At 71.5% G+C, this 21094-nt stretch carries 17 protein-coding genes and 1 tRNA gene; 7 read left to right on the top strand and 11 right to left on the bottom strand.

All coding sequences use genetic code 11. The features are described 5' to 3' along the window. Positions 1-72 precede the first annotated feature (72 nt). The 4 genes from ACGF2Y_RS34785 to ACGF2Y_RS34770 all read right to left on the bottom strand — a co-directional run bounded on the left by ACGF2Y_RS34785 (position 73) and on the right by ACGF2Y_RS34770 (position 3512). On the bottom strand, positions 73-816 hold the full coding sequence (locus ACGF2Y_RS34785) for a hypothetical protein (protein WP_392955678.1): 744 nt from the start codon (positions 814-816) through the stop codon (positions 73-75). Beyond that, the gene (locus tag ACGF2Y_RS34780) at positions 813-1265 is read right to left on the bottom strand and encodes a hypothetical protein (RefSeq protein ID WP_392955676.1); all 453 of its coding nucleotides are present in this window, start codon (positions 1263-1265) and stop codon (positions 813-815) included. The genes ACGF2Y_RS34785 and ACGF2Y_RS34780 overlap by 4 nt, the downstream gene beginning before the upstream one ends. A 393-nt stretch (positions 1266-1658) precedes the next feature. Then, positions 1659-1731: transfer RNA gene (locus ACGF2Y_RS34775), tRNA-Arg, on the bottom strand. A 332-nt stretch (positions 1732-2063) separates the two neighbouring features. Next, positions 2064-3512 (bottom strand): alanine/glycine:cation symporter family protein, encoded by a 1449-nt coding sequence (locus ACGF2Y_RS34770; protein WP_392955674.1) that lies wholly within the window; start codon positions 3510-3512, stop codon positions 2064-2066. A 422-nt stretch (positions 3513-3934) separates the two neighbouring features. Here ACGF2Y_RS34770 and ACGF2Y_RS34765 point away from each other — a divergent pair, with 422 nt between their 5' ends. Beyond that, a complete protein-coding gene (locus ACGF2Y_RS34765; RefSeq protein ID WP_392955672.1) occupies positions 3935-5977 on the top strand; it encodes a class I adenylate-forming enzyme family protein in 2043 nt (680 codons plus the stop codon). Between the two features lie 126 nt (positions 5978-6103). Here the strand turns inward: ACGF2Y_RS34765 and ACGF2Y_RS34760 are convergent, their stop codons facing one another. Beyond that, positions 6104-7381, bottom strand: coding sequence for a M6 family metalloprotease domain-containing protein (locus ACGF2Y_RS34760; protein WP_392955671.1), 1278 nt, complete (start codon positions 7379-7381; stop codon positions 6104-6106). A 304-nt stretch (positions 7382-7685) separates the two neighbouring features. Here ACGF2Y_RS34760 and ACGF2Y_RS34755 point away from each other — a divergent pair, with 304 nt between their 5' ends. After that, positions 7686-8357 (top strand): TetR/AcrR family transcriptional regulator, encoded by a 672-nt coding sequence (locus tag ACGF2Y_RS34755; protein WP_392955669.1) that lies wholly within the window; start codon positions 7686-7688, stop codon positions 8355-8357. A 304-nt stretch (positions 8358-8661) separates the two neighbouring features. Further along, positions 8662-10188 (top strand): MFS transporter, encoded by a 1527-nt coding sequence (locus tag ACGF2Y_RS34750; RefSeq protein ID WP_392955667.1) that lies wholly within the window; start codon positions 8662-8664, stop codon positions 10186-10188. A gap of 62 nt (positions 10189-10250) precedes the next feature. Here ACGF2Y_RS34750 and ACGF2Y_RS34745 read toward each other — a convergent pair whose 3' ends face one another. Continuing rightward, positions 10251-10763 (bottom strand): MarR family winged helix-turn-helix transcriptional regulator, encoded by a 513-nt coding sequence (locus tag ACGF2Y_RS34745; RefSeq protein WP_392955665.1) that lies wholly within the window; start codon positions 10761-10763, stop codon positions 10251-10253. Positions 10764-11029: 266 nt separating this feature from the next. Between ACGF2Y_RS34745 and ACGF2Y_RS34740 the strand changes: the two genes are divergently transcribed. Continuing rightward, positions 11030-11812, top strand: a complete 783-nt coding sequence (locus ACGF2Y_RS34740) for a dioxygenase (protein WP_392955663.1) — start codon at positions 11030-11032, stop codon at positions 11810-11812. A gap of 107 nt (positions 11813-11919) precedes the next feature. On the opposite strand, the gene ACGF2Y_RS34735 is transcribed toward ACGF2Y_RS34740, so the two are convergent. Next, the gene (locus tag ACGF2Y_RS34735) at positions 11920-12990 is read right to left on the bottom strand and encodes a questin oxidase family protein (protein ID WP_392955700.1); all 1071 of its coding nucleotides are present in this window, start codon (positions 12988-12990) and stop codon (positions 11920-11922) included. A gap of 693 nt (positions 12991-13683) precedes the next feature. On the opposite strand from ACGF2Y_RS34735, the gene ACGF2Y_RS34730 reads away from it, so the two are divergent. Further along, on the top strand, positions 13684-14685 hold the full coding sequence (locus ACGF2Y_RS34730) for an RNA polymerase sigma factor RpoD/SigA (protein WP_392955661.1): 1002 nt from the start codon (positions 13684-13686) through the stop codon (positions 14683-14685). A 130-nt stretch (positions 14686-14815) separates the two neighbouring features. Here the strand turns inward: ACGF2Y_RS34730 and ACGF2Y_RS34725 are convergent, their stop codons facing one another. After that, a complete protein-coding gene (locus ACGF2Y_RS34725) occupies positions 14816-15892 on the bottom strand; it encodes a helix-turn-helix transcriptional regulator (protein ID WP_392955659.1) in 1077 nt (358 codons plus the stop codon). Between the two features lie 157 nt (positions 15893-16049). Here ACGF2Y_RS34725 and ACGF2Y_RS34720 point away from each other — a divergent pair, with 157 nt between their 5' ends. Then, the gene (locus tag ACGF2Y_RS34720; RefSeq protein ID WP_392955657.1) at positions 16050-17615 is read left to right on the top strand and encodes an MFS transporter; all 1566 of its coding nucleotides are present in this window, start codon (positions 16050-16052) and stop codon (positions 17613-17615) included. 180 nt (positions 17616-17795) lie between these two features. On the opposite strand, the gene ACGF2Y_RS34715 is transcribed toward ACGF2Y_RS34720, so the two are convergent. Both ACGF2Y_RS34715 and ACGF2Y_RS34710 read right to left on the bottom strand, forming a co-directional pair. Next, positions 17796-18551 (bottom strand): DUF6227 family protein, encoded by a 756-nt coding sequence (locus ACGF2Y_RS34715; protein WP_392955656.1) that lies wholly within the window; start codon positions 18549-18551, stop codon positions 17796-17798. Between the two features lie 230 nt (positions 18552-18781). Beyond that, positions 18782-19945, bottom strand: coding sequence for a P1 family peptidase (locus tag ACGF2Y_RS34710; RefSeq protein ID WP_392955654.1), 1164 nt, complete (start codon positions 19943-19945; stop codon positions 18782-18784). Between the two features lie 229 nt (positions 19946-20174). On the opposite strand from ACGF2Y_RS34710, the gene ACGF2Y_RS34705 reads away from it, so the two are divergent. Next, the gene (locus ACGF2Y_RS34705; protein WP_392955652.1) at positions 20175-20399 is read left to right on the top strand and encodes a hypothetical protein; all 225 of its coding nucleotides are present in this window, start codon (positions 20175-20177) and stop codon (positions 20397-20399) included. 16 nt (positions 20400-20415) lie between these two features. Here the strand turns inward: ACGF2Y_RS34705 and ACGF2Y_RS34700 are convergent, their stop codons facing one another. Then, positions 20416-20949, bottom strand: a complete 534-nt coding sequence (locus ACGF2Y_RS34700; RefSeq protein ID WP_392955651.1) for an MscL family protein — start codon at positions 20947-20949, stop codon at positions 20416-20418. Between the last annotated feature and the right edge of the window lie 145 nt (positions 20950-21094).

The following is a 21094-nucleotide window of genomic DNA, read 5'->3' as shown; positions in this document are numbered from 1 at the left end:
GACGCTGCCTTGAAGCGCTCGGCTCTCTCCCGCGGTGAGGGCCATCGGCGCGGTGCTGCCCATCGACCGTTGTCACGACAGATCGCCTTCGATGACGCTGCGCAGGTCGCCACCGACGAGTTCCCCCACCCGTCGCCAGGCATCACGGGTCGCCTCGTTGAGCGCTGCGCGGACCGAGTCGGCGATCGTCGCGGCATCCCAAGCGGCGGCGCCCGAAGTCACCGGAGCGGGAGCACAGGCCGTCCACGCCGTCTCGGCGGCGAAGCCTGGAAGGCGGACGTAGGAGGCGGGAGGGCCGACCTGCCCCTGCGCCACCGGTACGAGCAGCACCTGCTCGTTGCCGTCTGCCCTGGGGTACTTGACCGTGGACACCACCGGCTCGGCGGCATCGACGCCGTGCAGCACCAACTCAAGGCTGTACCCAGGCCCGAGGTCCCCGCGGCCGCGCACCAGGAACCTGGCCCGGCCGTCGGGGGACGATGTTTCGAGTACCACCGCGTCTGATCCAGCGGCGGCCAGACCGCCGACCGCCACGAGCGGGGGAAGGGCGAACCACCCAGGGGCGACTGCGCCCCCCTGCCGCCCGTTCCGAGACCTTTCTCCGAGGGCATCCGGCTGCGGCCGGACGATCGACGCCTTGGGTGTGGGTACCGTTCCGCGCCGCGCAGGGGTGAGGTCCAGACCGATGAACGACGCCCAGATCCGCAGCAGCAGGCTGTAGCCATCGCGCCCCCGCTCCGCGGTTCGCGGCAAGCGCGGCTGTCGTCCACCGATGAACGACTTCCACCAGCGCCGGGCGACTACGGCAGCACTCATGAAGCCGCCTCATCGTGGACCGAGGAGAGCCCCCGCGGATCCGACGGGGACGCTGCCTCCCTTGACTCGTCGCCCCCGGGTTGGTCGCGGAGAGCATCGGCGGCGGTGGTTGCCCTGCCCACCTGGGCGAGGAGCGCGGGCGCTGAGGCGCCGACCATGACAGCCGCGTACATGCCGGTGACCTCGGTATGGAGCAGCCATCCGGCCGCGCCCCCCAGCGCCACGCGAAAGAGCGCTGCCAGCGAGTCCGCGAGTGGATCAACGAATGCGCCGATGCCGGGAAGCGTGCCGCCTGTCGCCCTCGCTGCATGCCGTGCCTGCTGCCAGTCCCGAAGGCGGCCGAAGGTCACGACCGCCTCGGCGATCAGCCCGCCGCCCGCACCGCACGCCGTTGCCTCAATCCACGTCAGCATCAACCCGCCTGTCTGAGCTGTTCCGTCGCTCGTCACGCGGCGACGCCATGGAGGCTGTCGTCGCCCCTTGTCCCGCGGCGCGAACGAGGGCGCAGTCCGAGGTGTCGTACCGCGCCCACCCGACAACCCAGGCGTTGCCGTACTCAGCCGCAAGGTCATCGTGCTTCCATCATGCCCACATCACATCGGCTTGTTCGGAGAATCCGACAGTAATCTTGAGGGAGGCGCGATCCGGTCATAGCCGACGACGGCTGCTCGCTGACGGAACGTTGTACTTGATCCTGGCGGACTGGTGCGACCGTGGCGGCCAGGGCCTCCACCTCCGGCACTCTCCGTCCGCTCACGCAAAACAGCCCCGGACGAGGAGTCCGAGGCCGAATGCAACGCCTCACGGGGGTGGAAACCCCAGGTCAGCGGCTTAACGCGTTGTGCCCCCGGCAGGATTCGAACCTGCGACACCCGCTTTAGGAGAGCGGTGCTCTATCCCCTGAGCTACGAAGGCCGGAGCTTGTCGAAAACGTTGCCGGAAACCCCGGTGGGGACTGCCAGGCAAGTTGAGACAAGCGCCCTGGTCATGCGGCCCTGTGGCGGTGCCGCGGTAGGGATCCGGAAGGACACTTTCCCGAGCAGGCGCACTGGAGGTCGACTGACCGCTGACAGCCTAGCGGATAGGGATTGTGGAGGTCGCCCCCATTGCCGCTGTGCGCCGCGATACCTTCGCGCCGCGGCTCGACTCGGTACCTGGGATGCGGGCCCGACCTCGAAACGTCCGAGGGCGGCACCCCTCCTGGGATGCCGCCCTTCGATGCGTACGGTCGCGCGGGCGCGTCCGTGTCAGAGCTGGCCGACCGGCATCCGCTCCTGTGGCGTGGCGTCCTGGTCCGACGCGCCCCAGCACTCCACATCGCCGCGCAGGCCCGGAACCTGGTCCTTGCGGAAGACCGGGTCGAGGCCTTGGCGGCGCTGGGTCAGGTAGTCGTCGAGGAGGCGGAAGGCGACCGCACTGAGGGGGATGATCGCGATCAGGTTGACCAGGGCCATCGCGCCCATCGTGACGTCCGCGAGGCTCCAGACCAGCGGGACGGAGCCGATCGCGCCGAGGACGGCGCAGGCGATGACCAGCGCACGGTACGAGCTCATCACGCCCTTGCTGCGGGTGATGAACTGGATGTTGGACTCGCCGTAGTAGTAGTTACCGATCATGGAGCTGAAGGCGACCATGAAGACCACCAGGGTCAGCAGGTGACCGGCCCAGTCGCCGAGCGCGCTGGTGAAGGCGGCCTGCGTGACGTCCGCGCCGCCGCGCTCACCGAGGGTCGGGTTGGCGGAGAGGATCACGAAGGCGGTCATGGTGCAGATGACCAAGGTGTCGAAGTAGACGCCGAGGGTCTGGACCAGGCCCTGCTTGACCGGGTGCGTGGTCTCCGCGGCCGCGGCGGCGTTCGGGGCGGAACCCATGCCCGCCTCGTTGGAGAACATGCCGCGCCGCACGCCCTGGAGGATCGCCGTACCCACGGCGCCGCCCGCGACCTCGCGGAAGCCGAAGGCGCCGCCGATGATGTCGGCGAGTATGCCCGGCACGTTGCCGAGGTTGAGGAGCACGATGACCAGGCCGGTCAGCAGGTAGATCCCGGCCATCACCGGGATGATGACCTTGGTGACGGCCGTCAGGCGCTTCACGCCGAAGAACACCGCGAGCGCGAGCAGCCCGGCGAGCACGACGCCGAGGACGGGATTGAACCAGGAGGCGTCCGAGCCGAAGGAGCCCTTCGTGGCCACCGTGATCGTGTTGGACTGCACCGCGGTCAGCACGAACCCGAACGTCAGCGTGATCAGAACGGCGAAGACCACGCCGAGCCAGCGCATTCCGAGGGCCCTCTGCATGTAGTAGGCCGGGCCGCCTCGGTACGTACCGGGCTCGGTGTCGCGCACCTTGTACAGCTGGGCCAGGACCGACTCGACGAACGCCGAGGCACCGCCGACCAGGGCCATCATCCACATCCAGAAGACGGCTCCGGGGCCGCCCATGGTGATCGCGGTGGCCACACCGGCGATGTTGCCGGTGCCGATCCGCGCGGCGGCGGAGATGGTGAAGGCGCCGAAGGGGCTGACGCCGGACTGCGGCTTGTCCCTGAAGACCCGGAACATTTCCGGGATCAGGCGGATCTGCACGCCCTTGGAGCGCAGCGTGAACCAGACGCCGGCGACGGCGACCAGCGGAATCAGCAGGTATGTCCAGAAGACGTCGTTGAACTCGACGACCCAGTTTTCCAACGTGCCCATGCGGATGTTCCCGGTTCCTTGTGAGTCGGGGAATCGGCCCGGTCTCTGCGTGCGCGTACAGGTCGTGTACGGAGCGGAGGGTTGGGCCGGACGGCGCGGAGCCGAATACTCCGCAAACGACAGGACTCTAGGCCGGGGGGACCGCCCCTGCCTATGGCCCCCGAAAGTGGTCTATCTCATATAAGCCCGACATGTGCGGGAAACCCCTGGTCGCGGCCGTCGTCAGAGCTGGTCGCCGACGCCTGCCCCGCCGTCGGTCACCGGTGCCGGCCTTGTCCACGAGAACGGGCTGGGCGCGGCAGCGGCGGCGCCCCGCGCGACCGGCGCCCGCTCCCGTTCCCGGTCCGGGCGGCCTTGGCGCCGGGCCGCCGCCCGCATAGCGTCACGTGTGTCAGCCAGCGCCAGCGTGAGAAGGGCCGTCCGTGCCGCACACCCAGCCGTCCCCGCCGCCCTCGGCCCCCGGAGAGACCGGCTCCGGAGAGACCGGCCCTGAAGTGACCGGGGCCGGAGAGACCGGCTCCGAAGAGGCTGAGGCCTGCGCCGAACGTACCCGGCGCGCCGCGCGCATCGCGGCCTCCCTCACCGCCCCCGGCGCGCCCTTCGCCGTGGTCATCGGCGAGCGGGGAACGCCGGAGTACGCCGACGGGCCCCGGACGCTCCGGGAGTTCGTGGAGACCACCTGGGCCTACCGGGACACGCCGTTCCTGATCGCCGGCGAACAGCGGTACTCCTACGCCGAGTTCTTCGCCGCCGCCAGCGCCCTCGCCGTACGCCTGCGGGAACGGTACGGGCTGCGCTCCGGGGACCGGGCCGTGATCGCGATGCGGAACCATCCCGAGTGGCAGATCGCCTTCTGGGCCGCCCAGCTGGCCGGTCTCGTCGCCGTACCGCTCAACGCCTGGTGGACCGAGGACGAGTTCGTTTTCGCCCTCGACGACTGCGAGCCCGGGGTGCTCCTCGTGGACGGGGAGCGGCTGGGGCGGGTCGCGGGCTGGGCCCGGCGGACGGGGACGCGCGTCGTCCTCTTCCACGGGGACCACGGCGAACACGAACAGCACGGGGACCACGAACGGAACGGGGACCACGGCGAAGCGGACGGGACCGGGCTGCGCGTCGAGCGGTACGAGGAGTTCCCCGCGCCCGACCCGCTGGCCGCGCCGCCCGACGTGGAGCCGCGGCCCGAGGACGACGCCACGATCCTCTACACCTCCGGCACCACCGGCCGCCCCAAGGGTGCGGTGGCCACCCATCTCGCCCAGGCCGGGGCCGCGCTCAATCCCCGCTATCACGCGGCGGCCTCCGCACTGGCGCGCGGTGTCATCCCGGGGCAGGGACCCGCACCGGTCTCCCTGATGACGTTCCCGTTCTTCCATGTCGCCGCGTTCACCGGCTTCTACGGTGCGATGGCGGCCGGCGGCACCCTCGTCCTGATGCACAAGTGGGACGCGGACGAGGCGCTGCGGCTGATCCGTACGCACCGCGTCACGCACTTCGCCGGGGTCCCCGCCACCGGGCTCCAGCTGCTGGAGGCCGCGGAGCGGGCGGGGGACGGGCTGGAGAGCCTCACCCTGTTCAGCACCGGAGGAGCCGCCGCCCCGCCCGCCCTGGTCGGCCGCCTCACCGCCCGGTACGGCGAACGCGTCGAGCCCCGCAACGGCTACGGCCTCACCGAGACCAGCGGCGGGGTCCTCGCGCACTTCGGGGACGAGTACCGAGCGGAGCCCGGCGGCGCGGGACGGCCCACCCCGGTCACGGAAGTGCGGGTCGCAGGGCCCTCGGGGGAGGACCGGCCCGACGGGGAGCCGGGGGAGCTGTGGCTGCGCGGCCAGTCGCTGTTCCGCGGCTACTGGCGCGACGCGGCGGCGACCGGGGAGGCCTTCGCCGACGGCGGCTGGTTCCGTACGGGAGACCTCGCCGTACGCCGCGAGGGGCGGATCTCCGTCGTCGACCGGCTCAAGGACGTGGTGATCCGGGGCGGCGAGAACGTGTACTGCGCCGAGGTCGAGGGCGTCCTGCACGACCATCCCGACGTGGCCGACGCCGCCGTCCTCGGTATCCCGCACCCGGTGTTGGGGGAGGAGGTGGCGGCCGTCGTCCGGCTGCGCACCGGAGCCGGCGGCACGGCCGGGGGGACGGATGGAGACACGGCCAGGGTCACCGCCGACGCCACGGCCGGGGCCACCGCCGACGCCACGGCCGGCAGCACGGATGGCGGCACGGCCGGGGCCACCGCCGACGCCACCGCCGGGGGCACAGATAGGGCCACCGCAGTCACAGTCGCCGTCACAGCCGACGCCACCACCGACGTCCTGCGCGAGCACGTCGGCCGGAGGCTCGCCGCCTTCAAGGTGCCCGTCCACGTGCTGTTCACCGACGAGCCGCTCCCGCGCAACGCCACCGGAAAGCTCCTCAAGCACCAGCTCCGGGCCCTCGTCGAAGCCGCCGTGCCCCCCACCGGCGCGTGACGCCGCCCCGGTGCGGGGGAGCTCCGCCGTCCGCGGCCGCCGCGCCCCCACGGGTGCGTGCCCCGGGCCTCCGTGCGAGCGGCGGCGGCACCGCTCACAGCGCGGGGGACCAGGCCGCCGCGCCCCTCACGGGCGCGTGATCCGTATCCGGTAGTTTCCGTCGTCGCCCTCGTCCAGCACGGTTATCCGTACGCCGTTGGCCCGGTCGGTGAACGTCTGACCGGGGCGGAACGGCGCGTCCGACAGTTCCGCGTGCACGTTGGGGCGCCGGGTGCAGCCGCCGCTGTGCTCGGTGGCGTCGGCTACGGAGACCGGGCCCTGCCCGGTGTCCACGTCGGAGTCGACCTTGTAGATCAGCACCCCGGGCCGGCAGACCGCCTCGTCGTTGCCCGCCGCCGTACGGACCTCCACGGCGTAGCCGGACCGCTCGCTCAGCGGGACGAAGACGAGCTTGGCACCGCCCTCGGCAGCCAGCGGGCCGAGTGTGTGCTCGCTGACACCGGGCTGCGAGGCGCAGCTGACCTGCTCGTTGTCGAGCCAGCCGAGCTTCCACTTGTGCCAGGCCAGGAAGTCGTTGTTGGCGCCCCAGTCCTCGGACATGATGTCCCAGTGCCCCACCGAACCGCCGCCCTCCATCGTGTAGAGGTCGGGCAGCCCGAAGACATGGCCGTTCTCGTGCGGCAGGACGCGGTAGCCGGTCTCGGCGTACGACCCCGATCCGTCGTCCTGGCGGCTGTAGACGAACGAGGTGTTGGAGAGCGGGACACCGTCCGCCGTCGGTGCCTCGTCGTTGCCGGAGAAGGTCACCGAGAGCACGGTGTCCAGCGCGGAGGGCCCGGCGTTCGGGCTGACCAGGATGTTGACCAGGTCGTACGCGGAGAAGTCGACCCGGGGGTCGGCGGCCGCGACGATGTCCTTCACCAGCTGGCGGTAGCCCGGTTCGAACGGTGAGCCGCGCTCTATCCCGTACTCCGTGAACGGCATCGGCATCCGCAGCCAGTCCTTGACGGGGGCGTCGGGCCGGTAGACGAGCCGGCCGTAGGAGCTGGTCCTGAACCACTCGGAGGTCTGCGGGAAGAACTCCGCGTACCGGTCCGTCGCGGGCTCCGTGCCCTCCGCGTCCGGGAAGTCGATCATCAGGTTGAGCGCCCTGACCTCGCCGGTCGACCGGGCGTAGCCGGGCGGGGTCGGCAGGCCCTCGGACATCTGTACGCCCAGGGTGGCGGAGATCCGGCACGGGGCGAGCGCGGAGTCCTGGGAGGTGGCCGCCGGTCCCGCCGAGGCGCGGCCGGCGGTCGGAAGGGTGGTGCTGGCCGAGGCCATGGCCGCTATGACCAGCGCGGTCGCTCCGGCCAGGGCGACCGGGCGGCGGTGTCTGCGTATCCGGTGGCGGGGCTGCTGCATAGGGGCGCCTTCGGGTCGGCGGCAGTCGGCCGACCCCTGACTGCGCTCTGGCGATCAGCCTGTGCCGGGAGATCCGGGGGCGCTCGCTGGGTGCGCCGATCGGAGGGTTTTCCTTCTGTGGCGATGTGACTCAGGTCACCATGGGGTGGGAAATAAGCGGGGACCTGCTCCCCGTTTGCATATGTGCCCCCGCTAAACGGGGAAGTGGTCCCCGGTTACGGGTGGGGGTCGAACCACTACGCAACGGGACCGCGCTGAGGGATACGCGGCGGGACCGCACTGAGGGAAGGGAAGGAACGTCGTCGTGGAGACCGTCGCCGAGCACACAGGTGAGAAGACCGCGCCGGCAGCGCAGTGCCGCACGGCCCGCCCGCGGGCCGACGCGCTGCGCAACCGTGAGCGGATCATCGCGGCCGCACGCGAGCTGTTCGTCGAGTTCGGGCCGGACGTGGCGCTGGACGACGTCGCGCGCCGGGCGGGCGTCGGCAACGCCACGCTCTACCGGAACTTCCCCGACCGGGCCGCCCTCATCCATGAGGTCGTCCTCGCGGTCACCTCCCGCACCACCCTCCGGGCCGAAGAGGCCGTCGCCGCGGAGTCCGATCCATTCGCCGCGCTCAGCCGCTTCGTGCACGCGGCCGCCGACGAACGGGTCGGCGCCCTGTGCCCGATGCTCTCCGGTGTCTTCGACAAGGACCACCCCGATCTGCTCGCCGAGCTCCGGCGCCTCGAAGAGGCCGTCGAAGGGCTCGTGACGCGCGCCATGTCAGCGGGGCGGCTGCGTACCGACATCGCCGTCGGTGACGTACTCGTCGCCCTCTCCCAGCTCACCCGGCCGCTCCCCGGTATCGCCTGCCAGGGCATCGACCGGTTCACCCACCGCCATCTGCAGGTGTTCCTGGACGGACTGGAGACCCCGGCCCGCTCCGAACTGCCCGGATCGGCGGCGACCTTGGAGGACCTGCGGCGCCCCTGACGCCCGCACCGACCTGAACCTTCCGGCCCGACCCGGCCTCGGCGCCAACCCCTCCGGTCGTCCGCCCGGCCGTCCGGCTCTGCTCCTCGACCGGGAACGGAACGCCTTCCTGCGGCCCGTGAGCTGCTGAGTCCACGTACGCCTCCCACGTCAGCCCGTCCCGCGCCATCAACTCCCAGCTCGTTCCGTCCCGTCCCGGCTCGTCCAGTCCCACGTCATCCCGTCGCGCGTACCCCAGCACGTACCGCCGACGCCCACTTCGCGACGCCTCGGCGCCCTCGCTCGTCCTTAGGTGGCTACACCCATGTCAAAAACGGCTGACACAGTCCTTCCCGATCCGAGTCGCTGGAAGGCCCTGGGCTTCATCGCACTCGCCCAGCTGATGGTCGTCCTCGACGCCACCATCGTGAACATCGCACTGCCCTCCGCCCAGACCGACCTCGGAATCTCCGACGGCAACAAGCAGTGGGTCATCACCGCCTACGCCCTCGCCTTCGGCGGGCTCCTCCTCTTCGGCGGCCGGATCGCCGACCTCTGGGGACGCAAGCGCACCTTCGTCGTCGGTCTGATCGGCTTCGCGCTGGCCTCCGCGCTCGGTGGGGCTGCCCAGAACGAGGCGATGATGTTCGGCTCCCGGGCCCTCCAGGGTGTCTTCGGCGCCCTGCTCGCCCCGGCCGCCCTGTCCCTGCTCGCCGTGATGTTCACCGACGCCAAGGAGCGCGCCAAGGCGTTCGGCATCTACGGGGCCATCGCCGGTGGCGGTGGTGCGGTCGGGCTGATCCTCGGCGGCGTCCTCACCGAGTACCTGAACTGGCGCTGGACGTTCTTCGTCAACATCCCGTTCGCCGTCGTCGCCGCCGCGGGCGCGTACTTCGTCATCCGTGAGCCCTCCGGCGCCCGCAACCGCGCACCGCTGGACATCCCCGGCGTCGTGCTCTCCACGCTCGGCCTGGTCGCCCTGGTGTACGGCTTCACCCGCGCAGAGTCGGCCGGCTGGTCGGACACGCTGACCGTCTCCATGTTCATCGCCGCCGTCGTGCTGCTGCTGGCCTTCGTCGTGACCGAGTCGCGCGTGAAGTCGCCGCTGCTGCCGCTGCGCGTCCTCACCGAACGCAACCGCGGCGGGGTCTACCTCTCCCTGGGTCTCGCCATCATCGCGATGTTCGGGCTGTTCCTCTTCCTGACCTACTACCTCCAGGTCGTGAAGGGCTACTCCCCGGTCAAGACCGGCTTCGCGTTCCTCCCGATGATCGTGGGCATGATCACCGGCTCCACCCAGATAGGCACCCGGCTGATGACCCGGGTCCCGCCGCGCCTGCTGATGGGCCCCGGGTTCCTGGTCGCCGCGATCGGCATGCTGCTCCTGACCCAGCTGGACCTGAACACCAGCTACGCGGCCGTCATCCTGCCCGGCATGCTGCTGCTCGGCCTCGGCATGGGTACGGCGTTCATGCCGGCGATGTCCCTGGCCACGCACGGCATCGAGCCGCGTGACGCGGGAGTGGCCTCCGCGATGGTCAACACCTCGCAGCAGGTCGGCGGCGCCATCGGCACCGCCCTGCTGAACACCATCGCCGCGAGCGCCACCACCGCGTACGTCGCCGATCACGCGGCCCGCGCCACGGACCCGCAGCTCCTGGAGCTCCAGGCCATGGTCAGCGGATTCGCCGCCGCGATCTGGTGGGCGGTCGGCATCCTCGTCGCCGCAGCCGTCATCGCGATCGCCCTCATCAACACGGGCCGCCCCGGAACGGGCGCGGACGGCGGGGCGGACGGCGCGTCCGACGTGGACGCCGAGGAGGAGTTCAGGATTCCGGTCGTCGCCCACTGACGGCGGCCCGCACCTTCCTCACCCTCGGTCGTCCCCCTGCCCTGGTTCCGCTCAGCGATCGCTCAGCGGAGCCAGGGCAGATCCGCGCCCGTGCCCTCCGGTTCCAGACCGGTGGCGAGCACCCGCATGATCTCGCCGAGGCTGCTCACCTGCTCGGGCGTGAGCCGGTCGAACATCGCCTGCCGTACGGCCTCGACGTGACCCGGCGCCGAGCGGCGGAGCATGTCGTAGCCGTCGGCGGTGAGCACGGCGTTCTGGCCGCGCTTGTCGGAGGGGCAGTCCTCGCGGCGCACCCAGCCGTTCTTCTCCAGCCGGGCGATGGCGTGCGAGAGCCGGGACCGGGTGATCTTCGCGTTCCGGGCCAGCTCCGTCATCCGCATCCGGCGGTGGGGAGCCTGGGAGAGCTGGACGAGCAGCCCGTAATAGATGTGCGGCATACCGGCATCGCGCTGCAACTGGCGGTCGAGGTGATCCTCCAGCAGCGTCGTGGCATGCAGATAAGCGCGCCAGGTGTGCTGCTCCTCGTCGGTGAGCCAGCGCGGCGCGCCGGTGGATGCCGTGGTCATGTACTCCACTGTACGACCTTTTCTTGAAAGCTTAAGTAGATAGCGCTAAGGTCTCCGAAGGTAGGAACTTGAAGTTTCAAGAATCTTTCTCCGGGGGTCCTCGCAGGGGATCCGAAGGAATTCCGCAGGCCCCCTGGGCAACGATCCCCCGCTGACCTCGGGGAACTCCTGCTCGGACGGACTTGTGACCGGATCCCGTGCCCTTACCTCGTGCCCGTGCGCCCAGCGCGCCGCGCGTCGTCCCCGGGGTCCGGGTCCAGTGGAAGGGGAATGCCATGACAGCCACCGCGGAGCGGATGCCCGCCCTCTACCTCTCGCACGGCGCACCGCCGCTGGCCGACGATCCCGTCTGGCCCGGTGAACTCGCCGCCTGGTCCGCGGGGCTGCCCCGCCCCCGCGCGATCCTGATGGTCTCCGCCCACTGGGAGGAGGCGCCGCTCGCGCTGGGAGCCACCGAGGCCGTGCCGCTCGTGTACGACTTCTGGGGCTTCCCGGAGCACTATTACGGAGTGCGGTACGGGTCCCCCGGCGCGCCGGGGCTCGCCGACAGCGTCCGCAAGCTGCTGCGCGGCGCCGGTACGCCGGTCCAGGACATCCCGGACCGCGGCCTCGACCACGGGGCGTACGTACCGCTGGTGGAGATGTTCCCGGACGCCGACATCCCCGTACTCCAGATCTCCCTGCCGACTCTCGACCCGCAGAAGCTGATGGACATCGGGCGGAAACTCGCTCCTCTGCGCGACGAGGGCGTGCTCATCGTCGGCAGCGGCTTCTTCACCCACAACCTGGCCGCCCTGCGGCACCAGGGCGGCGGGGTGCCCGGCTGGTCGGCGGAGTTCGACGACTGGGGCGACCGTGCGCTGCGGGCCCAGGACGTCGACGCGCTGATCGACTTCGAGCACAGGTCCCCGGCCGGAACGCTGGCACACCCGCGTACCGAGCACTTCGCGCCGCTGTTCGTGACGCTGGGCGCGGCCGAGGACGAGCTGGACCGGGGGCGGAGCGTCATCGACGGGTTCTGGATGGGGCTGGCGAAGCGCTCGGTGCAGTTCGGCTGAGGGCTCTGAGGGCTCTGAGGGCTCTGAGGGCTCTGAGAGATCCGAGGGCTCCGAGCTCTGGGTGCTATGAGCGGTCCTGGAGCGCCCAGGAGCACTGTCGGGTCCGGTCAGAACACCGGCGGGTTCAGTTCGATCGCGCGCCGGGCGGCGGAGAACGCGAGCGCGTCGCCCACGTCCAGTGCCGTGTCGGTGAACTTGATGGTGTGGTCGTCGCCGTGCGCCGCCGCCCGCGCGAACAGCTCCCCGACGTCCGGAGCGCCCGTGGCCGACGCCGGAACCGGGGCCGCCTCACGGGGCGCGTAGGCGGCGGTGACCGCCGCGCTCGCCGCCCAGGCGGCCCGCAGACTCGGCGCCCACAGCTCACCGGGCAGGGCCGGCAGGGTGCGCAGGACCGCGTTGGGCGCGGTCGCCGCGTGGACCAGCATGATCGGCTCGCCGTGCGCGTGGGTCGCGTACCGGTGCGTCGAGGCCCGGACCAGCTCCCGGAGCGCGGACCGGGCCGCCTCCGGGCCGGCGGTCTCCTGCCCCGGTCGCGGGGCGGACTTCTGCTCCGACGCCGGGACGGAGGCCGGTGCCGGCCACTCCGGGAACCCGGTCAGCTGCGCGAACCGGTCCCGGATGCCACCGCTCTGGTCGGGCACCAGCGGCACCCGGTCCAGCGCCGCCGCCGCGCCGGGGGCCGGGCCGAGCGGCACCAGGGCGGGCAGCCGCTGGTGCCGGGCGGCCCAGTAGCCGAGGGCGTGGGCCAGCTCCCGGACGCGCGGGGCGGTCGCCTCTCCCGTCAGCAGGGTCCGTACGGAATGGCCCACCCGGATCACCGGATGCGTGGCGCCCGCCGCGATGCCCGGCAGCAGCCGGGGCCACCACTCGGCGAGCACGTCGCGCCAGGGACTCCCGGCAGTCGCCCGCTCGAAGTACGCCGTCCAGTCGGCGACGCGGCGCGGATCGCCCAGCGCCTCGTGCCAGTTCCGCGCGGTCACCGGGGAGCCGGTGGCCGGCATCTCCTCCAGCTTCGGGCCGTAACGGTCCAGCCAGCGGTGCACGGCCGGCGCCTGGCCGTGCCGCACCAGGGCCTCCACGGCCATCGGCGCGTGATTGCTGAGCCAGCCGTCGCGCTCCGGCCCCGAGACGTGGATGCGCTCCAGCGCCTCGTCGAGGGTGCCCGTGGTGTCGTTCATGCCGATCACACTCCCGTGGTGTCCGTGCCGTTCACACGGCTGTCCGTGTTGATCACGGCCGTCCATGCCGTCCATGCCGTCCATGCCGTCCATGCCGGCCATGCCGATCAGGCTAGGCAGGTGCGGGCCGGGGCGGATCGGGCTGCGGTCCCGGTCGGCCTCCGACCGCGGTCCCGGTACTCGGGGCCGCGGTTACCGGCCGGATCGGTCGGCGGTCCTAGGCCCCGGACCGAAGGCCCAGGCCCAGGCCCGGACTTTCAGCCCCAAGCTCCCAGGCCCCAGGCCCTTCGGTCTCCCAGGCCCCAGGCCCTTCGGTCCGGCACATCGCGGACATCCTGAGCAACCCGAACGGTGCCCGTCACGTCTTTCACAGCGGGAGCACGGCTCACCCGGGCGCCGGGGCGGCCGGGCGGGGAGGAGAGGGCGCTTATGTGAGCGCGGTCTCGCGGACGCGCTGATTCCGAGCACCAGGCCGGAGGGCCGGAAAGCGGCCGGATCGTCCCCCGTACCGGCTCTGACCTGTGCGTCCGGCGGAATCCGGAAGCGGCATCCAGCGGTCGGCGCCGGACAGGGTACTGCATGATCACGAAAGTGAATGTGCGTCATGGGAATTCTGTCCGGATTCCAGTCGTTGTTTCCATCGGATGCAGGGCACCCGAAAGGTGTCGCGACCTACTGAGCAAGGGAGCACGCATGGCAACCCGTGCCGTCGCCCGTCGTACGTCCACCACCTCCGGTGGGACCGGCCGGGCAGGCAGTGTTCGCGCCGTGGGCGGGGAGATCGCCGATCGCGACCTGGTCGGCATGTACCTGGACGAGATCGCCCGCACACCGCTGCTCGACGCCGCCAAGGAAGTCGACCTCTCCCAGACCATCGAGGCGGGCGTCTTCGCCCAGCAGATTCTCGACGGCGAGGTGGAGAGCGATGCCGGTGACGCGAAGCGTGAGGAGCTGGAGGCGCTGGTCGCCGAGGGCGAGCGCGCCAAGGACATATTCATCCGTTCCAACCTCCGGCTCGTCGTCGCCGTGGCCCGCCGCTACCCGCGCGCGGGGCTCCCTCTGCTCGACCTGATCCAGGAGGGCAACGCGGGCCTGGTGCGCGCGGTCGAGAAGTTCGACTACGCCAAGGGCTTCAAGTTCTCGACGTACGCGACCTGGTGGATCCGGCAGGCCATCACCCGGTCCATCGCCGATCAGTCCCGCACGATCCGGCTCCCCGTCCACCTGGTGGAGGAGCTCGGCCGGATCCGCCGGGTCCAGCGCGAGTTCAACCGTGAGCACGGGCGCGACCCGGAGCACACGGAGATCGCCGCCGAGCTCGACTCCAACGCCGAGCGCGTCGGCAATGTCCTGGACTGGGCCCGCGACCCGGTCAGCCTCAACATGTCCGTGGACGACAACGGCGACACGCAGTTCGGCGACCTCCTGGAGGACACCTCCGCCGTCTCGCCCGAGCAGTCGGTGATGACCCTGCTCCGCAGCGAGGAGCTGGAGGACCTGATCGGCAAGCTCGACAACAGGACCGCGTCGATCATCAAGATGCGGTACGGCATCGAGGACGGGCGCGAGCGGACCCTGACCGAAGTGGGCAAGCAGCACGGCCTCACGCGGGAGCGGATCCGCCAGATAGAGAAGCACGCGCTGCTCGAATTGAAGCGAATGGCTCACGACACGGGCTTTGACGCTGCGGCGTGAGCCAATAACCCGTAATCTCCCCATCAAGCCGGTTCGCACCGGCTGACCGTCCGGGTCATTCCGGTCACCCGACCGGTTTTCACCGGTCCCTGAGCTGAGCCCCGGCGCCCACCCCCCCCGGCGTCGGGGCTCATCCCTGTTCGGGGGCAGCCGCCGGGCGGCCCTGTTCCGGGGCGGCCGGGAGGCGGTCCTCGTCCGCCGTGTCCCTCCTCCGGGGCGGGGGCAGGGCGGCGCGGGTCAGCCGGGCGCCGAGGCTCTCCAGATACGCCACCAGCTGCGGCGGCCCCTGTGCGGAGAACTCGCAGTCCACCAACGCCAGCCGCAGCGCCACCCACTCCAGCGAATCGGTGCACGAGGCCCGCAGCCGGCAGCCGCCCCCCGCTTCCGGCTCCGGCGCCCCGAGATGCGCGGGCAGCCGCGCCGCCACGAACTCGGCCGACGCCCCGAACCACACATCGAGGCGCAGCTCCGGCTTCATCCGCCGCATCGACCGAGCCAGGAACTTCGCCGCGTCCTCGCTCCTCGCCTCACTCCCCGCGCCCTCGACGGGCAGCGGCCTCGGCGCGAACCGGGCCCCCGTCGCGTACGGCTCGCCGACCCGGTCCACCCGGAACGTACGCCAGTCCTCCCGGTCGAGGTCGTACGCCACCAGGTACCAGCGCTGTCCGGCACTCACCAGCCGGTACGGCTCGACCAGCCGCTTTGTGCGGGTACCGTCCCCGCTGCGGTACGCGAACCTCAGCCGCTCCCGCCCGGTGGCCGCCGAAGCCAGCGTCGTCAGGGTCCGCGGGTCGATGGTGGCGCCGTCGCCCCGGGTCAGCGGCACCGTGGCGTTCTGGAGCGCGGAGACCTGGTGCCGCAGCCGCGAGGGGAGCACCTGCTCCAGCTTCGCCAGCGCCCGTACGGAGGCCTCGTCGACGCCCTCGATCGCGTGCCCCGCCCCGGCCCGCAGCCCCACGGCGATGGCCACCGCCTCCTCGTCGTCCAGCAGGAGGGGCGGCATGGCGGCGCCCGCCACCAGGCGATAGCCGCCCACGGAGCCGCGCGAGGCCTCGACCGGGTAGCCCAGATCGCGCAGCCGGTCGATATCGCGGCGGATCGTGCGCGGGCTGACGTCGAGCCGCTCGGCCAGCTCGCCGCCCGGCCACTCGCGCGGGGTCTGGAGGAGCGACAGCAGTTTCAGCAGTCGTGCGGGGGTGTCGGACATGGCCTCAGGATGCCGGACCATCAGGCCATGATCTGACCTAATGGGTGCGTAGGTTCTTCCCATGCCTTCCGCACCCCCGCCGCTCGCGGCATCGGACCCCGCGCCGCCCACAGCACCCGCCACGCACACAACACCTGATACAGCTGCCACACCTGCCATGCCTGCAACACCCACTGCACCCGCAGCACCCACTGCACCCGCATTGGGGAAAACGTCGGCCGTACCCCCATCGGCACCGGTGGGGGCACCGGGCACAGCTGTGCCCGCCCCGGCCGACCGGCGTCGCTGGTTCGCGCTCGCCATCGTGATGACCGCGGCCTTCATGGACCTGGTCGACGTCACGATCGTCAACATCGCGATCCCCAGCATCCAGCGCGAGACCGGGGCCTCGGTCTCCGCGATCCAGTGGATCACCGCCGGTTACGCCCTCGCGTTCGCGGCCGGGCTGATCACGGGCGGCCGGCTCGGCGACATCTACGGGCGCAAGCGGCTCTTCCTCATCGGCATCGGCGGATTCACCCTCGCCTCCGCCCTGTGCGGCTTCGCGGGCAGCCCCGAGATACTGGTCGCGGCCCGCGTCCTCCAGGGCGCCACGGCCGCGCTGATGGTGCCGCAGGTCCTGTCGATCGTGCACGCCACCTTCCCCGCGCACGAGCGCGGCAAGGTCTTCGGACTGTTCGGCGCGGTCGTCGGGCTCGGCGCGGTCTCCGGCCCGCTGCTGGGCGCGCTGCTCACCGAGTGGGACCTCTTCGGGCTCGGCTGGCGGCCGATCTTCCTGATCAACCTGCCCGTAGGCATCGCCGGTCTGCTCCTCGGCGCGAAGTTCATCACCGAGTCCAAGGCCCCCAAGGCGGTCCGTCTCGACCTTCTCGGCGTCGCCCTGATCACTCTGGCGATGCTGATGCTCATCTACCCGCTCACCCGGGGACACGAGGTGGGCTGGCCGCTCTGGGGCCACCTGTCGATGGTGGGCAGCCTGTTCGTCTTCGGGGCGCTGGTCCTGTACCAGCGGCAGAAGGCGCTGACCGGCGGCTCGCCGCTGATCGAACTGTCCCTGTTCCGGGTCAAGAGCTTCGCCGCCGGCATCGCCGTGCAGCTGACCTTCGGCGTCGGCCTCGGCATCTTCTTCCTGGTCTGGACGCTCTACATGCAGATGGGCCTCGGCTGGAGCGTGCTGCGCGCCGGTACGACGGGCATCCCGTTCTCCGTCGCCGTCTCGGTGGCCGCCGGGATCTCCGTGCAGACGCTGGTGCCCCGCTTCGGCCGCAAGGTCCTCCAGGCGGGTGCGCTCCTCATGATCGCCGGACTGCTGATCTACCTCTGGGAGAGCGAGCGGTACGGCATGGGCATCACGTCCTGGCAGATGGCCGTCCCGCTGGTGGTCATGGGCGCGGGGATGGGGCTGATCGTGGCTCCGCTGACCGACGCGGTGCTCTCCGAAGTGCCCAAGCAGCACGCGGGTTCGGCCTCGGGCCTGATCAACACCGTGCAGCAGATGGGGACGGCCCTCGGCCTCGGCCTGGTGTCCGTCGTCTTCTTCGGGGCGATCGGTGACCGGCTGGCCCCCGAAGCGGTCGGCCCGGCGTTCGTCGAGGCGTTCCAGCAGTCGCTGTGGTGGGTGGCCGGGGTGTTCTCGGTGATCTTCCTGGCGATGTTCGCACTGCCCGCCCGGCCGCGCGCCCATGTGGAGGGCGACGCGAACATGGAGGCCGACGCGAACTGACCCGCACGGGCAGCGGAACCGCCCCACTGAACGGCGTCGGCGGAACCGCCCGACTGTGACCGGCCCCGGCGGAACCTGCCCACTGTGAACGGCGTCGGCGGAATCAGCCCGGCACGACCGGTCCCGCGCGACCGGCCCCAGCGGCGAACCGTCGGGGCCGGTCACACCGGTTCGGGTCGGTCAGCAGATCCGGATGCGGCTCTCCATCGCCGCACGGGCGGTCTGCTCGTCCTCGTACACCTCGCACATGTGGCGGCCGTCGGGCGTCGCCGTGTGCTCGACCTCCCACAGGCTCGTCTCGCTGCCGTCCAGCAGCAGGAACGCGTGCTCGTAGAGCGTGAATCCGGCCGCCCGGCCGTCAACGTGGCACTGACGCCCGAAGATCTGGGTGATGTGGTGGGCGAAGGCGGACCGGAGCAGCCCCGTCTTCTGCTCGCCGGGCCGGTCGGCGTTCTCCGCGCGGCGCAGCACCCGGCGGGCGTGGTCCGCGGAATTGTCGGGCGCGTACGTCCGGGGGAGCGGGGCCGCAGGGGCGGACATCAGGACCGTCAGCATCTCCAGATCCCCCTGAGCCTCCTGCACCCCCTCGTCGCCGAAGGCCGGGGAGTCGGAGAAGCTCCCGGCCAGCCGGGACGCGGCGATGCGGGCGTCGCCCTCCTGGTCGTACAGCTCGTGCCGGAGCGGGGTGCGCAGGTCCCGGCCTCCGCTGTGCACCAGCTCCCACAGGGTCAGGGCGGAGCCGTCGGCGAGGAGATACGTGTGACGGTAGGTCTCGCGGTGCAGCACGGCACTGTGGTGCGAGGAGTGCAGCGAACTGCTGTGGGCGAGCGCTGTGCCGAGGCGGTCGACCGTCCTGTCGGGAAGGTCGAAGGAGTTGAGGGCGCGTCGCAGGAGTCGGTCGAGGTGGTGCTCGGTTGTCTCGTACGGATCGCTCAAGGTGGTGTCTCCAGGCCGTCGCCGCGTGTTACTTGGTGCGTGCTTAACGTAGTCCCTGGGTCCGGCATCGTGACCGGGGTTGGTAAAAACGTAGGGTGCACGCAGAAAGTTCCCCCCTTGTTCCCGGTGCATTTCGGGCGGTTGGGATGAACTCCCTTGCACGGACGGCGAGTCGGCCACCCGCGCGCCCCTCGCTCACACCGCGCGCCCCCTGGGGGCTGCCGTTCGCATCAGGCCTCACCTCCGTACAGCTCCGTGTACGACAGGAGCCTGCCGCCCGGCCCCTCGGTGCTCCGGGCCGCACGCACCGCCTTCACGATGGCCCGTGCCAGGACGTCGGCGCCCGCCGCCAGGATCTCGTTGACAGCGACCGGGTCCCCTGGAGGAACCCGTACGTCCCCGGTGGCCAGCGTGAACACGGTGTCCCCGTCGGTCAGCAGATGGACCGGGCGCACCGCGCGGGCCAGGCCGTCGTGTGCGGTGCCCGCCAGCTTCTGGGCCTGTGCCCGGGTCAGGTCCGCATCCGTGGCGACGACCGCGATCGTCGTGTTGAACGGCGGGGCCCCGCCCCCGGCCGCCTCCATCGCTTCCCGCTCCCGCGCGAGACGCCGCTGCGCCGCCGCGTGGACCTCGGCCGGAGGGTGCGCCGGCGGCTCCCCGGCCCCGTACTCCCCGAACAGCACCCCGGTCCGGGGATCGACCACCGAGCCCGCCGCGTTCACCGCGGCGAGGGCGGCCACCGTGACCCCGGAGGCGAGGCGGGCGCTCGCCGTGCCGATGCCGCCCTTGAGCTGCCCGGCCACCGCACCGGCGCCCGCGCCCACGCCGCCCTCGGTGACGGGCTCCCCGGGCCCCGTGGCGGCCGCGGCCTCCACCGCTGCGCGGCCGGTCGACGCGTCGGGGCGGGCCCGCCAGTCGCCGCCCCGGCCCAGGTCGAAGAGGGCGGCGGCCGGAACGACCGGGACCACCTGGTCGGGGCCGGCGCCGACCCGGACGCCCCGGCCCTGCTCCTCCAGCCAGGCCATCACGCCGGACGCGGCGTCGAGCCCGTACGCGCTGCCGCCCGTGAGGACGACGGCGTCGACCCGCTGCACCAGATTGCGCGGGTCCAGCGCGTCCGTCTCCCGCGTACCCGGCCCGCCGCCCCGCACGTCCACGGCGGCCACCGCCCCGCCCTCGGGCGCCAGGACGACGGTCGTGCCGCTCAACGCGCCCGCACCGGCGACCTCCGCGTGGCCGACGCGGATTCCGGCCACGTCGGTCAGGGCGTCCAGCAGGGGCGGGTGCCCGGGGGGCCCGGCCTCGGAATCCAGGCGGTCCACGGGGTCCAGGCGGTCCACCGAGTTCAGGGGGTTCACGGGGTTCAGGGGGTCCACGGGGTTCATGGGGGGCATCGTGCGGCTCCTCGGGTCGGCATCGAGGCCCGCAGGAGAGTCGGGCCGGATGCGACTCGAACGTACCGGCGCTCCAGGAGGGTGCGCGAGGCCCCGCACGGACAAGGGGGCAGGCCCGACCGGGCCGGGGAAAGGTGGGGGAGGGTTCCTCAGTCTGTCGTTCCTCGTCGTGCTCGGCCCGGTCCCACGGCGGCTCACACCTCGTGGTGAGCCGCCGTACCCTGGAGACATGAGCGCCGCCCCCGCCCCCCGCCCGCGAGATGCGAAGCAGCAGCAGCCACTGGAGCAGCCGCCACAGGAACCGAAGCCCAAACCGGTTCTTATCTTCGACGATCCGCTGGACCGGCAGTCCGCGGACGATACGGACCAGGGGTGGGGTGAGCGGCCTCTTACCGGCGGCAGCGCCGCAGACCTCGCGCGCTTCCTGGACGAGAAGCCGCCCCACCACATCTGAGCAGTGGCCCGGAGGGCTACCGGTCCTCGCGCGGGCCCGCGGCGGTCCCGCCGGGACCGTCGCCCGAGTCCTGCCCAGGGGTGCCCGGTGTGCCACCGGTGCGCTGTGCGACAAGGGCGTCGCGGATCTCCTTGAGCACCTCCAGCTCGCTCACCTCCATCGTTTCCCGCACGCCTTCCTTGGCGGCCTGCATCGCCGCCCGCCGGGCCAGATACTTGGCCATCGGCAGCACCATCAGGAAGTACACGACGGCGGCGGTGATCAGGAAGCTGAGAGCGGCACTGAGCACCGAGCCCCACAGGATCTCGATCCCGTCCATCTCCCCGGTCCCCGGGTCCGTCGTGCAGGGGCCCTGGAGGCAGGAGCTGTAGCTGTCCAGGTCCTGGGTGCCGAGCGCACCGACCAGGGGGTTGATGACGCCCTTGACGACCGCGTTCACGACGTTGGTGAACGCGGCGCCGATGACGACAGCCACCGCGAGGTCGATCACATTGCCGCGCGTCAGGAAGGCTTTGAAGCCGTCCAGCAGACTGACCTTCTTCTCGCTCACAGGTGAGCCTTCTTTCGCATGTGCGGTAGGGGGAGCAAACTGCTCCGCCACCTAGGGCGTGTATCGAATGTGCTGGTCACAGCCACTCGTTGATGGCCGCTACGAGGACAGTCGCCTCGTAGCGGACCGCGAGCTTGTCGTAGCG

The sequence above is a fragment of the Streptomyces sp. NPDC048142 genome, assembly GCF_043202835.1.
In the GTDB taxonomy this organism is placed as follows: Bacteria; Actinomycetota; Actinomycetes; order Streptomycetales; family Streptomycetaceae; genus Streptomyces.
Note: the sequence above shows the minus strand (reverse complement) of the source record. Positions and strands in the feature narration are given on the sequence as shown.

What these genes read in the sequence shown, in the direction of transcription:
- ACGF2Y_RS34785 (WP_392955678.1), bottom strand. Translation starts at nt 816, where the DNA reads ATGAGTGCTGCCGTAGTCGCCCGGCGCTGGTGGAAGTCGTTCATCGGT.
- ACGF2Y_RS34770 (WP_392955674.1), bottom strand. Translation starts at nt 3,512, where the DNA reads ATGGGCACGTTGGAAAACTGGGTCGTCGAGTTCAACGACGTCTTCTGG.
- ACGF2Y_RS34760 (WP_392955671.1), bottom strand. Translation starts at nt 7,381, where the DNA reads ATGCAGCAGCCCCGCCACCGGATACGCAGACACCGCCGCCCGGTCGCC.
- ACGF2Y_RS34750 (WP_392955667.1), top strand. Translation starts at nt 8,662, where the DNA reads ATGTCAAAAACGGCTGACACAGTCCTTCCCGATCCGAGTCGCTGGAAG.
- ACGF2Y_RS34740 (WP_392955663.1), top strand. Translation starts at nt 11,030, where the DNA reads ATGACAGCCACCGCGGAGCGGATGCCCGCCCTCTACCTCTCGCACGGC.
- ACGF2Y_RS34735 (WP_392955700.1), bottom strand. Translation starts at nt 12,990, where the DNA reads ATGAACGACACCACGGGCACCCTCGACGAGGCGCTGGAGCGCATCCAC.
- ACGF2Y_RS34730 (WP_392955661.1), top strand. Translation starts at nt 13,684, where the DNA reads ATGGCAACCCGTGCCGTCGCCCGTCGTACGTCCACCACCTCCGGTGGG.
- ACGF2Y_RS34725 (WP_392955659.1), bottom strand. Translation starts at nt 15,892, where the DNA reads ATGTCCGACACCCCCGCACGACTGCTGAAACTGCTGTCGCTCCTCCAG.
- ACGF2Y_RS34720 (WP_392955657.1), top strand. Translation starts at nt 16,050, where the DNA reads ATGCCTGCAACACCCACTGCACCCGCAGCACCCACTGCACCCGCATTG.
- ACGF2Y_RS34710 (WP_392955654.1), bottom strand. Translation starts at nt 19,945, where the DNA reads ATGCCCCCCATGAACCCCGTGGACCCCCTGAACCCCGTGAACCCCCTG.
- ACGF2Y_RS34705 (WP_392955652.1), top strand. Translation starts at nt 20,175, where the DNA reads ATGAGCGCCGCCCCCGCCCCCCGCCCGCGAGATGCGAAGCAGCAGCAG.